This window comes from Streptomyces sp. NBC_00435, from assembly GCF_036014235.1.
Taxonomy (GTDB): domain Bacteria; phylum Actinomycetota; class Actinomycetes; order Streptomycetales; family Streptomycetaceae; genus Streptomyces.
Window position 1 is genome coordinate 2,737,269 of sequence record NZ_CP107924.1, and the last position, 13,196, is coordinate 2,750,464.

The window sequence follows — 13,196 nt, forward strand, 5'->3', positions numbered from 1 at the left end:
GGCTGCGGGGCCCGGAGGGGATCAGTCGACCAGGTCGCGGACCACCGCGTCGGCCAGGAGGCGACCACGCAGGGTCAGCACGGCCCGCCCGGCCGAGTACGGGGCGGCTTCCAGCAGCCCGTCGGCCAGCGCACGGCGGGACGCCGCCAACCCCGGCGCCGCCAGCAGCGACAGCGGGACCCCGTCCACCAGCCGGAGCTCCAGCAGGATCCGCTCCACCCGCCGGTCCTCCTGCGACAGCAGCTCCCGCCCCGCCCCGGGCGACCGCCCCTCCGCCAGCGCCGCCGCATAGGCACCGGGGTGCTTCACGTTCCACCACCGCACCCCGCCCACGTGCGAGTGGGCTCCGGGGCCCGCTCCCCACCAGTCGGCCCCGCGCCAGTACAGCTCGTTGTGCAGGCACCGCCCGGCCTCGGACGTGGCCCAGTTGGAGACCTCGTACCAGGAGTACCCCGCCTCGGCCATCACCGCGTCGAGGATCAGGTACCGGTCCGCGTGGACATCGTCGTCCGTCATCGGGACCTCGCCCCGGCGGATCCGCCGCGCGAGCTGGGTGCCCTCCTCCACGATCAGCGCGTAGGCGCTGATGTGATCGGGCCCGGCCCCCAGCGCCGCCGTCAGCGACGCCCGCCAGTCCTCGTCCGACTCCCCCGGGGTCCCGTAGATCAGGTCCAGGTTCACGTGCTCGAAGCCCGCCGCCCGCGCCTCCGCGACGCAGGCCTCCGGGCGCCCGGGGGTGTGCGTACGGTCCAGGACCTTCAGGACGTGCTGCCGGGCGCTCTGCATGCCGAAGGAGATCCGGTTGAAGCCGCCAGCCCGCAGCTCCGCCAGGTACTCCGGGTTCACCGACTCCGGATTGGCCTCGGTGGTGACCTCGGCGTCCTCCGCCAGCCCGAACTCCTCGCGGATCGCCGCGAGCATCCGTACGAGGTCCCCGGCGGGCAGCAGCGTGGGCGTGCCACCGCCCACGAACACCGTCCGCACGGCCCGCGGGTCGTCCCCGAGGACCTTGCGGGCCAGCCTGACCTCGTCGATCAGGGTGTCGGCGTAGTTCTCCCGGGAGGCGAGCACGCCTCCGGTGCCCCGCAGCTCGGTGGCCGTGTAGGTGTTGAAGTCGCAGTACCCGCAGCGCGTGGCGCAGTACGGGACGTGCAGGTAGAACCCGAGCGGCCGCTCTCCGGCTCCCGCCAGGGCGTGGAGCGGCAGCGAGCCGTCTTCGGGCATGGGTTCACCGTCGGGCAGTGCGGAAGGCATGCCCCCATTGTCCCGCACGCCCGGCAGACCGGGTCCCGGCCGGGACCGCCCGTACGGGGGCGGGGTTGCGCGGGGCGGGCCGGCCGGCCGCCGGGACGGGGCCGGCCGCCCCGCCCCGCGGAACCCCGCCGCTGGCGCTACGCCTCGCGCGAGCCCTCGTACATCTCGTCGATGAGGTGCTTGAACTCGCGCTCGACGACCGGACGCTTCAGCTTGAGGCTGGGGGTGAGGTCGCCGTGCTCCACGTCGAGGTCGCGCGGCAGGAGGCGGAACTTCTTGACCGTCTGCCAGCGCTGCAGGCCCTCGTTGAGGGTCTGGACGTAGGTCTCGATGAGCCGGTTGGTCTCGGGAGCGGCCAGGACCTGGGAGTACGTCCTGCCCTCCAGCCCGTTGTCGGCGGCCCAGACCAGGATGGAGGGCTCGTCCAGGGCGATGAGCGCGGAGCAGAAGTTCCGGTCGGCTCCGTGGACCACGATGCTGGAGACGTACGGGCAGATCGCCTTGAACTGGCCCTCGATCTCGGCCGGGGCGACGTACTTGCCGCCCGAGGTCTTGATCAGGTCCTTCTTGCGGTCGGTGATGCGCAGGTAGCCGTCCGCCGAGAGCTCGCCGATGTCCCCCGTGTGCAGCCAGCCGTCGGCCTCCAGGACCTCGGCGGTCTTCTCGGGCTGCCCGTGGTAGCCCTGCATGATGCCGGGGCCGCGCAGCAGGACCTCGCCGTCGTCGGCGATGCGGACCTCGGTGCCGGGGAGCGGCTTGCCGACCGTGCCGGTGCGGTAGGCCTCGCCCGGGTTGACGAAGGAGGCGGCGCTGGACTCCGTGAGCCCGTACCCCTCCAGGATGTGGATGCCGGCGCCGGAGAAGAAGTAGCCGATCTCGGGGGCGAGCGCGGAGGCGCCGGAGACGGCGGCCCGCAGGTTGCCGCCGAACGCCTCGCGGAGCTTGGAGAAGACGAGCGCGTCGGCGATCTTGTGCTTGGTGGCGAGACCGAAGGGCGCGGTGGCCTGGCCCGTGCGGCGGAAGTTGTCCTGGGTGACCTTGGCGTACTCCCGGGCGACGCCGACGGACCACTGGAAGATCTTGTACTTGGCGCCGCCGCCGGCCCGGGCCTTGGCCGCGACCCCGTTGTACACCTTCTCGAAGATGCGCGGGACGGCCGCCATGTAGGTCGGCTGGACGATCGGCAGGTTCTCGATGATCTTGTCGATCCGGCCGTCCACGGCGGTGACGTGACCGACCTCGATCTGGCCGGAGGTGAGCACCTTGCCGAAGACGTGCGCGAGCGGCAGCCAGAGGTACTGGACGTCGTCCTTGGTGATCAGGCCGGTGGCCACCGTGGCCTTGGCCATGTACGACCAGTTGTCGTGCGGCAGCCGGACACCCTTGGGGCGCCCGGTGGTGCCGGAGGTGTAGATGAGGGTGGCGAGCTGGTCGGCGGTGATGGCCGCGATCCGCTCCTTGACCGCCTCGGGGTGCTTGGCCAGGTACTCGCGGCCGCGCGCCTCCAGATCGGCGAGGGAGAGCACCCAGCCCTCGGGGTCGCCGTCGGCCGCGATCGCGTCGGCGGCCTCCAGGACCACCACGTGGGCGAGCTCGGGCAGGTCGGCGCGCCGCTCGCGGGCCTTGGCCAGCTGCGCGGCGTCCTCGGCGATCAGGATCCGGCTCTCGGAGTCGGACAGGATGAACGCCGACTCCTCGGCGTTGGTGCTCGGGTAGATGGTGGTCACGGCGCCGCCGGCGCACATCACGCCGAGGTCCGCGAGGATCCACTCCACCCGGGTGTTGGAGGCGAGCGCCACGCGCTGCTCCGGCTGGATCCCGAGGTCGATGATTCCGGCCGCGATGGCGAAGACCCGCTCGGCGGCCTGGCCCCAGCTGAGGGACTTCCAGTCGTCCGGTCCGCCCTTCCCGTCCGCGGCGGGGACCGGGTAGCGGTAGGCCTCGGTGTTCGGCGTGGCGGCGACACGCTCCAGGAAGAGGGTCGCCACGGTGGGCGGGCGGTTCTCGATCAAGGTCTGTGTGTCGCTCACGGACATCCTCCGGACCACGCGGCAGGGCCTGTTCATCACAGGGGCGGACTGACTGGGTGGTGGGTCAGGGTGGGTGGCTGAGTCAAGGCTTGTAACTGGCGAGTAACCAACGATCAGTGATCAGACTAGGGGCCCTCCGCCTGGCGCGTAAGGGGCCTTGGGGCGCCGATTCATAACGAAGCGGAACGTGCCCCGGCGACGAACCAGGCCCCCGCGCCGGAGCTCGGGGGCCTGCTTCGTACACCACGGACCGGGACGGCTACTTCTTCTTGCCGCCGGACTCGTCGCTGGAGAGGACGGCGATGAAGGCCTCCTGGGGGACCTCCACGGAGCCGACCATCTTCATGCGCTTCTTGCCTTCCTTCTGCTTCTCCAGCAGCTTCCGCTTACGGGAGATGTCACCGCCGTAGCACTTGGCGAGGACGTCCTTGCGGATGGCGCGGATGGTCTCGCGGGCGATGACGCGCGAGCCGACGGCCGCCTGGATCGGGATCTCGAATGCCTGCCGCGGGATCAGCTCGCGCAGCTTGGCGACCAGGCGCACGCCGTAGGCGTAGGCGGCGTCCTTGTGCGTGACGGCGGAGAAGGCGTCGACCTTGTCGCCGTGCAGCAGGATGTCGACCTTGACCAGGCCGGAGGCCTGCTCGCCGGTGGGTTCGTAGTCGAGCGAGGCGTAACCGCGCGTCTTGGACTTCAGCTGGTCGAAGAAGTCGAAGACGATCTCCGCGAGCGGGAGCGTGTAGCGGATCTCCACCCGGTCCTCGGAGAGGTAGTCCATCCCGAGGAGAGTGCCGCGGCGCTGCTGGCAGAGCTCCATGATCGCGCCGATGAACTCGGAGGGCGCGAGCAGGGTGGCCCGGACGACCGGCTCGAACACGTCCCTGATCTTGCCCTCGGGGAACTCGCTCGGGTTGGTGACGGTGACCTCCTTGCCGTCCTCGAGGACGACGCGGTAGACCACGTTCGGCGCGGTGGCGATGAGGTCGAGGCCGAACTCGCGCTCCAGGCGCTCGCGCACCACGTCCAGGTGGAGCAGGCCGAGGAATCCCACGCGGAAGCCGAAGCCCAGCGCCGCCGAGGTCTCCGGCTCGTAGACCAGCGCGGCGTCGTTGAGCTGGAGCTTGTCCAGGGCCTCGCGCAGGTCGGGGTAGTCCGAGCCGTCGAGCGGGTACAGGCCCGAGAAGACCATCGGACGCGGGTCCTTGTAGCCGCCGAGGGCCTCGGTCGCGCCGTTGTTCAGGCTGGTGATGGTGTCACCGACCTTGGACTGACGGACGTCCTTCACGCCGGTGATGATGTAGCCCACCTCGCCGACGCCGATGCCGTCGGCCGGGGTCATCTCCGGGGAGGAGACACCGATCTCCAGCAGCTCGTGGGTGGCGCCGGTGGACATCATCCGGATGCGCTCGCGCTTGTTGAGCTGGCCGTCGACGACACGGACGTAGGTCACGACACCGCGGTACGAGTCGTACACCGAGTCGAAGATCATCGCGCGGGCCGGGGCGTCCTTGGGACCGACCGGGGCCGGGACCGTGGCGACGATCTTGTCGAGGAGCGCGTCCACGCCGAGACCGGTCTTGGCCGAGACCCGCAGGACGTCCTCGGGCTGGCAGCCGACCAGGTTCGCGAGCTCCTCGGCGAACTTCTCCGGCTGGGCGGCCGGCAGGTCGATCTTGTTCAGGACCGGGACGATCGCGAGGTCCTTCTCCATCGCCAGGTACAGGTTGGCGAGGGTCTGCGCCTCGATGCCCTGGGCGGCGTCCACCAGGAGGACCGTGCCCTCACAGGCGGCGAGGGAGCGCGAGACCTCGTACGTGAAGTCGACGTGCCCGGGGGTGTCGATCATGTTGAGGATGTGGGTGTTGCCCTTGTCCTCACCCTCGGTGGGTGCCCAGGGCAGTCGGACCGCCTGGGACTTGATCGTGATGCCGCGCTCACGCTCGATGTCCATGCGGTCGAGGTACTGGGCGCGCATCTGCCGCGAGTCCACCACGCCGGTGAGCTGGAGCATCCGGTCGGCAAGGGTCGACTTGCCGTGGTCGATGTGCGCGATGATGCAGAAATTGCGGATCAGCGCCGGGTCGGTACGGCTCGGCTCGGGCACGTGGCTGGGGATCGCGGGCACGCAGTGTCCTGATTCTCGGGTCGCAGTCGGAACGAAGTGTGGCGTCGGTCTGCGCGAAGTCGGATCTGTACGCAGGCTTCCATGGTCCCATGGAAGCCGGGGTGCGCTCGGTTTGGGCCGGTCGGAGCGCGCCTGGTAGCCTGAGCAGCTGTGTCTCGTATGCCCTCTAGCTTTCGGGACACAATCCGAAGATCAAATCTCTGAACCTGCAAAGGCTCTTTCGTGGCGAACATCAAGTCCCAGGTCAAGCGCAACAAGACGAACGAGAAGGCGCGCCTGCGCAACAAGGCCGTCAAGTCCTCGCTCAAGACCGCGATCCGCAAGGCCCGTGAGGCTGTCCTCGCCGGTGACGTCGAGAAGGCCACCGTGGCTTCCCGTGACGCTTCCCGTGCGCTCGACAAGGCCGTCTCGAAGGGTGTCATCCACAAGAACGCCGCCGCCAACAAGAAGTCGGCGCTGGCCACCAAGGTTGCCGCCCTTCAGGGCTGAGCCCCTGATGTGATCGCCGGGCAGGGATCCAGCGGGCCCTCTCTCCCGCTCCCGACCGGCACTCCGCGCCGCACACGAAGCGTTCGCCACGCGGGTGCGGTGCAACCCAAGAAGTAACCGAAGGCCCCGGCCGCCACCCTTCCCCAGGGAGGCGAGTCCGGGGCCTTCGCCTTGCCCACGTCTCACCGAGCCGAGCCGAACTGAGCCGAACTGAGCCCAGCCGAACCGAGCCCCGCCGAGCCGAGTCCGGCCCGGCCGGCGTTCGAGGAGCGGGGTCCGGGGCGCAGGCCCCGGGGGTGGGCACAGCCCGGGAGGGTCCGGGCGCGGCCCGGGGCCCTGGCCGGGCCGCAGGACCGGCCAGCCGTGGCCAGGGCCGCCCGGCCGGCAGGGCTCAGCCGCGCTGCGGCCGCGCGGCCCGCGCAACCGCGACGACCGCCTTCTCCAGCGCGTACTCCGGATCGTCGCCCCCGCCCTTGACCCCCGCGTCGGCCGCGGCCACCGCGCGCAGCGCGTCCGAGACCCCGTCCGCCGACCACCCGCGCATCTGCTGGCGGACCCGGTCGATCTTCCACGGCGGCATGCCGAGGTCCCGCGCGAGATCGCCGGGACGTGCCCCCCGCGGGGCCGAGGCCAGCTTCCCGATCGCCCGCACCGCCTGGGCCAGCGCGCTGGTGATCAGGACCGGGGCCACCCCGGTGGACAGGGACCAGCGCAGGGCCTCCAGGGCCTCCGCGGCCCGGCCCTCGACCGCCCGGTCGGCGACCGTGAAGCTCGACGCCTCCGCCCGGCCCGTGTAGTAGCGGCCGACCACGGACTCGTCGATCGTGCCCTCGACGTCCGCGCACAACTGCGCCGCCGCGCTCGCCAGCTCCCGCAGATCGCTGCCGATCGCGTCGACCAGCGTCTGGCAGGCCTCCGGCGTGGCGGAACGCCCCAGCGTGCGGAACTCGCCCCGTACGAACGCCATCCGGTCCGCCGGCTTCGTCATCTTCGGGCAGGCGATCTCGCGGGCACCGGCCTTGCGGGCGGCGTCCAGCAGCCCCTTGCCCTTGACTCCGCCCGCGTGCAGCAGGACGAGGCTGATCTCCTCGAAGGGCGCGGCGAGGTACGCCCTGACCTCCTTGACCGTGTCCGCCGAGAGGTCGTGCGCGTTGCGCACGATCAGCACCTTGCGCTCCGAGAACAGCGAGGGGCTGGTCAGCTCGGCCAGCGTGCCGGGCTGGAGCTGCTCGGAGGCGAGGTCGCGCAGGTCCGTGTCGGCGTCGGCGGCTCGCGCGGCCGTCACCACCTCCCGTACGGCACGGTCGAGCAGCAGGTCCTCCTGCCCCACCGCGAGGGTGATCGGGGCGAGCGGATCGTCGGTGGAATTCTTCCTGGTGGCCATCGCGTCCAGCATCCCACGCCGCACCGACAGCCCCCCTCTCCGCGGCCCGGTCGCCGTGCCCGAGAATGTCCGGGTGAACGTGCGACATGTACTGGTCCTGCCCGACCGCGACGCCGCGGAGGAGGTGGCGCGGGAGGTGGTCGACCGCTTCGGCCTCCCGGAGGAACCGCAGCTGTTCCGCGACGCCCTCGCGGGCGAGGACGACGCCGAGGACGCCCAGTGGCTGGTGGTCGTCGAGGACCCGCGCGAACGGCTCGACACCACCGCGCTGGACGACCTCGCCTGCGAGTACGACGGCTGGCTCGAGGCCCCGTAGTCCCCTGGGGCCCTCGGGTCCAGGGGCGGCGGTCAGGCCTTGTGCACGACCTGCATGTCCAGTTCCACGTCCACGTTGGAACCGATCGCCGCGACCCCGTGCGCCAGGATCGACTGCCAGTTCAGCGTGAAGTCCTCCCGGTGCAGTGCTGCCGTGGCCCGGCAGGCGGCCCGCGGTTCGCCCTCCAGGCCCGCGCCCAGGCCCAGGTACCGCGTGTCCAGGGTGACGGACCGGCTGACCCCGTGGAGGGTGAGAGCGCCCGCCACGGTCCACCGGCTGCCACTGCGGTGGATGAACCGCTCGCTGTAGAACTCCACCGTCGGGTGGCGGGCCGCGTCCAGGAAGTCCGCGGAGCGCAGGTGGTCGTCCCGCATCCGCAGACCCGTGTCGATGCTCGCCGCGTCGATGATCACGCGCATGGAGGAGTCCTCCATGCGGTCGGCTATCCGGACCGCGCCGGCGAAGGTGTTGAACCGTCCGTTGATCCGGGCGAAGCCGATGTGCCGGGCCGAGAACCCGATCGTGGAGTGCGCCGGGTCGAGCTCCCAGTGGCCCGGCTGCGGCAGCAGCGGCGGCTCCACCGCGTCGAGGACGATCTCCCTGGTGCCGGGCTGCGCCGGGTCCCCCACCAGCGTCGCCCCGTGGAAGGGCGCGTAGCCCTCGGCCGTGACCGTCAGCCGGTACTCGCCCGCGGGCACGGCCGCCGTGAACCCGCCGTACGGATCGGTCTCCCCGCCGACGATCCGCCGGCCGATCGGGTCGGTCACCTCGAACTTGGCCTGCCTGACCGGCTGGTGGACCGTGTCGAGGACCCGGCAGGTGAGCAGACACGCCGTATGAGGAAGTGTCAGTGTCGCGGAAGTCTGGGAACCGGCGCTTCCCGCCGTCTCCATCCCCCGTCTGCGACCGAACATGGTTTATGCACCCCCGTGCTGTCTGTGCTTGAACCACTCTGGCGAAAACGCATTCGATCATGCTGTCGGGTTCGGGGCAAACAGAGTGGTCACGTCTGGTATGCCCGTACCGGACCCGGACCCGGACCCGGACCCGGACCCGGACCCGGCGCCTGATGGCCGGGAATGCCCGTAGCCGCGAACCGCTGCCCGTGACGGCCACCGAACCGTCCTCATCGGTGCGCAGCACCACCGCACCCGACGCCCGCAACCGCGTGAGCGTACCCGCCGCGGGATGCCCGTACCTGTTCCCCGCGCCCACCGGGACGATCGCCAGGCGCGGCCGGATCCGCTCGTACAGTCCGGGGTCCTGGTGCGCACTGCCGTGGTGGGCGACCTTCAGCACGTCGACCGGCGCCAGCTCCGGATGGTTCCTCAGCAAGGCCTGCTGGGAGGCCGGTTCGAGGTCTCCCAGCAGGAGCAGGGTCAGGCCCGCCGTGCGCACCAGGAGGGCCACGCTCGCGTCGTTGGGCCCCTCGGCCGGCGGGCCCCCGGCCGGCGGCCACAGCACCCGCCACTCCAGCGGTCCGGCCCGGCGGCGCTCCCCGTCCAGCGCGGTGACCACGGGTACCCCGGCGCCCGCCGCCGTCCGCCGGACGAACCGGGCCTGTCCCGGCGGCTCTTCCAGCCCGGTGACTTGCACCACACCCACCGACCGGCCCCTCAGCACCCCCATCAGCCCGCCCACGTGGTCGGCATGAAAGTGCGTCAGCAGCAGGAGCGGCACCCGCCGCACGCCCAGCGCCCTCAAGCACGCGTCCACCGGCCCGGGCTCGGGGCCCGCGTCCACCACCACGGCCGTTCCCGGAGCGACGGCGAGCACCCCCGCGTCCCCTTGGCCGACCGCGCACTGCGCGTAGCTCCAGCCGGCCGGCGGCCAGGCCTTGACCGTACGCGTGACCAGTGGCGGGCTGAGCACGGCGAGGAGCAGCACCACGGCCAGCGCGGAGGCGAACCACCGCCGGCGGCCGAGGCGCGCGGCGATCCCCACCACAGCCAAGGTGGCGGCGGCGAGCAGCAGCCCTCCACCCACCCCGCCGGGCCAGCCCAGCTCCGCCCCCGGCAGTCGCGCCCCGCCCCGGGCCACGGCGGCGATCCACCCGGCGGGCACCCCCGCGCACCGGGCGAGCAGCTCGGCCACCGGCCGGCACAGCGGGGCCGTCGCGAGCGCGGCGAACCCGAGGACCGTCGCGGGTCCCGCGGCCAGCTCGGCCAGCAGGTTGCACGGCACCGCCACGAGGCTCACCCGGGCCGACAGGACCGCGACGACCGGCGCGCACACCGCCTGGGCCGCCGCGGCGGCGGCCAGCGCCTCCGCCGGGCGCTGCCGCATCCCGCGCCGCCGCAGGGCCTCGCTCCACCGGGGAGCGAGCGTCAGAAGGGCGCCGGTGGCCAGGACGGAGAGGAGGAAGCCGTAGCTGCGGGCCAGCCAGGGGTCGTAGAGCACCAGCAGCAGCACGGCCGCCGCCAGCGCCGGGATCAGGGATCTGCGCCGCCCGGTGGCGATGGCCAGCAGGGTGACCGTGCCGCAGGCGGCCGCCCGCAGCACGCTGGGCTCCGGCCGGCAGACCACCACGAACGCCAGGGTCAGCGCCGTGCCGCACAGGGCCGTAGCCCGCAGCGAGAGCCCCAGCCGCGGCGCCAGGCCGCCCCGCTCGGCCTGCTGCGCGCGGGCCGGTGCCCCGATGAGCAGGAAGAGCACCACGGTCAGGTTGGAGCCGGAGACGGCCAGCAGGTGCAGCAGACCGGCGGCCCGGAACGCCTCGTGCAGATCGGGCTCCACCCGGGAGGTGTCCCCGACCACCAGCCCGGGCAGCAGGGCCCTGGCGTCGGGCGCCAGCCCCTCGGTGACCTCGCGCAGCCCGGCCCGCAACCGCCCGGCGATCCGCTGCGCGGTGTCCGGGCCGCCGGTCACCCGCGGTGGTGCGTCCCCGGGCGGCCGCAGCAGGGCCACGGCCCGCTCCCCGCCCCGCGCCGGAGCCAGCCGGGCGGTCACCGCCACCCGGGTCGAGGGCTGCAGCCGGGCCCACCCCGGATGCCCCGCGAGTACCCGTACCGGGGTCGACACCCGGGTCCGCGCTCCATCGGGCCCGGTCACCCGGGTCACCACCGCGTCGAGCACCACCACGGGCGGCCCGTTCCCGCTCCGGGAGATCCGGGGATCGGAACCCACGGTGAGGTCCGCAGAAACCCGGGCATGGTCCCGGGCCAGCTCCGGCACCGGCCCGGCCCGCGCCTCGGCCCGCTGGAGCCCCGCGACCCCGGTCCCCGCGGCCGCGCACAGGAGGGCCGCCGCCACGGCCGTCCCGGCCTTCCGCGACCTCTCCGGGCGCCGGCGCCCGAGCAGCATCAGCAGCCCGGCCGCGCCCGCCCCCAGCCCCGCCACCACCGCACTGCGGCCGCCGGGTGCACCGAGCGCGACGGCGGCGCCCGCCCAGGCCGCCAGGGCGGGCCCCGCCAACCGCAGATCCAGCCCCCGCGCGTCCCCGGCCGCCCACTCCCCCGACCCCGCATCCGCACCGCCCCGGTCACCCGGCGCCGCCCCCGGCTCCGCTTCCCGATCCCGATCCCGGCTCACGGTCGCACCAGCTTGCGCAGATCGGCGAACCGCCGCTCGCCGATCCCGTTGACCTGGCGCAGCTCCTCCACCGAGCGGAAGCCCCCGCGCTCCGTGCGGAAGTCCACGATGTGCTGCGCGAGGACCGGGCCGACCCCCGGCAGGCCGTCCAGTTGCTCGGCCGTGGCCGTGCCGAGGCTCAGCGGCCCCGTGGCACCGCCTCCCCCACCTCCCGGCGGCGGGGCGGGGGCGCCCACCAGCACCTGTTCCCCGTCCATCAGGACCCGGGCCCGGTTGAGACCGGTGGTGTCCGTCCCGGGCCGCACTCCCCCGGCGGCGGCCAAGGCGTCCTCCACCCGTGAGCCGGCCGGCAGCCTCCGCACCCCCGGGTCCCGGACCTTGCCGCTGACGTCCACCAGGATCGGGCCGGTTCCTGCCGCGGCCGGGGCCGGCGGCGCGGCGGCCGGTGCCGGAGCGACCACGGCCGGTGCCGTCACCGGCTGCGGCCGGGCCGACCAGTACTGCTGCGCGGCGAACCCGACGGCGACGACCAGGACCACCGACACGGCCGCCACCGTGCGCGGCTCCACCCCGCAGCGGGCCTGCAGCCACACGGGCAACCTCTCCCGAACCGCGAGCCGCCGGGCAGCTCCGCCGGGCAGCGCGGCCCCGTCGGACGCCGCGGTCGTCGGCCGCACCACCCCCACCACGGTCACCACCTCGGCCGGAACCGGGGCCGGTGCCTCCGCCCGCGCCTCCGCCGGGGGCCGTTTCGGAGTCGGGGGTAGGGCCGTGGGCTCCGGCGGTGGGGTCGGATGTGGGTGGGGCGGGCCGAGCAGGGCCTCGGCCCGGTGGCGAAGCGCGGCGGAGTCGGAGTGCCGGACCCGCCGGTGGCGCAGACGGCCGTCCGAGAGGCGGGAGCGACCTGGGGCGCTGCCGGCGCCCGCGGGATGCTGAGTACGTGTGCGAAGAGTCATGACGCGACGGTAGGGCCGAATCCCGGGCACCGTTCGGAAGGCTCAATTCCGGTGGATGCCACACCCGTTGTGGATACCGCCTTCACCCGATCCGGTGATCGGACGCCAGCCGTCAACCGTCAATCGCCTGCCGCCTGCCGCCAACAGCCAGCGAGGTCAGCGCGGGGATACGACCGCCGCCAGCAAACCCGGCCCGGTATGTGCGCCGATCACCGCGCCGACCTCGCTGACGTGCAGTTCCACCAGCCCGGGGATCCGCTCACGGAGCCGCTGCGCCAGCTTGTCCGCGCGCTCCGGGGCCGCCAGGTGGTGCACGGCCACGTCGACGGCGCCGGACCCCGCGCGCTCGACGGCCAGCTCTTCCAGGCGGGCGATGGCCTTGGAGGCCGTACGCACCTTCTCCAGCATCTCGATCCGCCCGCCGTCCAACGTCAGCAGCGGTTTGACCGCGAGCGCCGAACCGAGCAGGGCCTGCGCGGCGCCGATCCGGCCGCCGCGTCGGAGGTAGTCGAGGGTGTCCACGTAGAAGTACGCCGAGATCCCGGCGGCCCGCTTCTGCGCGGCCGCGACGGCCTCGTCCACGGAACCGCCGGCCTCGGCCGCCTCCGCGGCGGCCAGGGCGCAGAAGCCAAGGGCCATGGCCACCATGCCGGTGTCCACGACGCGGACGGGTACCGGGGCCGTCTTCGCGGCGAGCACGGCGGCGTCGTAGGTGCCGGAGAACTCGGCGGACAGGTGCAGGCTGACGATGCCGGTCGCACCGGCGTCCGCGGCCGCCCGGTAGGCCCGGACGAAGTCCTCGGGGCTGGGGCGGGACGTGGTGACCGAGCGGCGCTTCTGCAGGGCCAGGGCGAGGCTCCGGGCCGAGATCTCGGTGCCCTCCTCGAGGGCCTCGTCGCCGAGGACCACGGTCAGCGGGACGGAGGTGATTCCGTGCCGCGCCATGGCCGGTTGGGGCAGGTAGGCCGTGGAATCCGTGACGATCGCGACATGGCGGGACATGAGGCGGAGGTTACCGGCAGTGGGGGTGTTCCGGCAGCCCGGGACTCTCGCCCCAGGTGGCGCGGCCGACCGTTCCGCGGCGGTACGGCCCCCGGGACCGATCCGCGCG

General features: G+C 73.2%; 9 protein-coding genes and 1 pseudogene. 2 read left to right on the top strand and 8 right to left on the bottom strand.

All coding sequences use genetic code 11. The annotated features are described in order from the left end of the window. Positions 1-21: 21 nt before the first annotated feature. The 3 genes from hemW to lepA all read right to left on the bottom strand — a co-directional run bounded on the left by hemW (position 22) and on the right by lepA (position 5,409). Positions 22-1,254 carry a radical SAM family heme chaperone HemW gene (gene hemW, locus OG389_RS12630; protein WP_328298575.1) on the bottom strand — a complete coding sequence of 411 codons (1,233 nt, stop codon included), beginning with the start codon at positions 1,252-1,254 and terminating at the stop codon, positions 22-24. Positions 1,255-1,391: 137 nt separating this feature from the next. Beyond that, a complete protein-coding gene (locus OG389_RS12635) occupies positions 1,392-3,284 on the bottom strand; it encodes an AMP-dependent synthetase/ligase (RefSeq protein ID WP_328298576.1) in 1,893 nt (630 codons plus the stop codon). A gap of 259 nt (positions 3,285-3,543) precedes the next feature. Then, positions 3,544-5,409: a translation elongation factor 4 gene (gene lepA, locus OG389_RS12640; RefSeq protein ID WP_328298577.1), complete on the bottom strand. Its 1,866-nt coding sequence runs from the start codon at positions 5,407-5,409 to the stop codon at positions 3,544-3,546. Positions 5,410-5,631: 222 nt separating this feature from the next. On the opposite strand from lepA, the gene rpsT reads away from it, so the two are divergent. Further along, positions 5,632-5,898: a 30S ribosomal protein S20 gene (rpsT, locus tag OG389_RS12645; RefSeq protein ID WP_328298578.1), complete on the top strand. Its 267-nt coding sequence runs from the start codon at positions 5,632-5,634 to the stop codon at positions 5,896-5,898. Positions 5,899-6,289: 391 nt separating this feature from the next. Here rpsT and holA read toward each other — a convergent pair whose 3' ends face one another. Next, on the bottom strand, positions 6,290-7,282 hold the full coding sequence (holA, locus tag OG389_RS12650; protein WP_328298579.1) for a DNA polymerase III subunit delta: 993 nt from the start codon (positions 7,280-7,282) through the stop codon (positions 6,290-6,292). 73 nt (positions 7,283-7,355) lie between these two features. Between holA and OG389_RS12655 the strand changes: the two genes are divergently transcribed. Then, complete coding sequence (locus OG389_RS12655) at positions 7,356-7,598, top strand: hypothetical protein (protein ID WP_328298580.1); 243 nt, start codon at positions 7,356-7,358, stop codon at positions 7,596-7,598. A gap of 32 nt (positions 7,599-7,630) precedes the next feature. Here OG389_RS12655 and OG389_RS12660 read toward each other — a convergent pair whose 3' ends face one another. From OG389_RS12660 to OG389_RS12675, 4 genes and pseudogenes are all read right to left on the bottom strand, one after another. Then, positions 7,631-8,512, bottom strand: a complete 882-nt coding sequence (locus OG389_RS12660; protein ID WP_443059258.1) for a YceI family protein — start codon at positions 8,510-8,512, stop codon at positions 7,631-7,633. A 166-nt stretch (positions 8,513-8,678) separates the two neighbouring features. Next, positions 8,679-10,901, bottom strand: a pseudogene (locus tag OG389_RS12665) (ComEC/Rec2 family competence protein); the annotation flags it as partial. Between the two features lie 224 nt (positions 10,902-11,125). Then, positions 11,126-12,085, bottom strand: a complete 960-nt coding sequence (locus tag OG389_RS12670; protein WP_328298581.1) for a ComEA family DNA-binding protein — start codon at positions 12,083-12,085, stop codon at positions 11,126-11,128. A 156-nt stretch (positions 12,086-12,241) separates the two neighbouring features. Then, the gene (locus OG389_RS12675) at positions 12,242-13,087 is read right to left on the bottom strand and encodes a DegV family protein (RefSeq protein ID WP_328298582.1); all 846 of its coding nucleotides are present in this window, start codon (positions 13,085-13,087) and stop codon (positions 12,242-12,244) included. Between the last annotated feature and the right edge of the window lie 109 nt (positions 13,088-13,196).

Excerpts from the sequence above, each read along its gene's own strand:
- hemW (WP_328298575.1), bottom strand. The coding sequence starts at position 1,254 with ATGCCTTCCGCACTGCCCGACGGTGAACCCATGCCCGAAGACGGCTCG.
- holA (WP_328298579.1), bottom strand. The coding sequence starts at position 7,282 with ATGGCCACCAGGAAGAATTCCACCGACGATCCGCTCGCCCCGATCACC.
- OG389_RS12660 (WP_443059258.1), bottom strand. The coding sequence starts at position 8,512 with ATGTTCGGTCGCAGACGGGGGATGGAGACGGCGGGAAGCGCCGGTTCC.
- OG389_RS12670 (WP_328298581.1), bottom strand. The coding sequence starts at position 12,085 with ATGACTCTTCGCACACGTACTCAGCATCCCGCGGGCGCCGGCAGCGCC.
- OG389_RS12675 (WP_328298582.1), bottom strand. The coding sequence starts at position 13,087 with ATGTCCCGCCATGTCGCGATCGTCACGGATTCCACGGCCTACCTGCCC.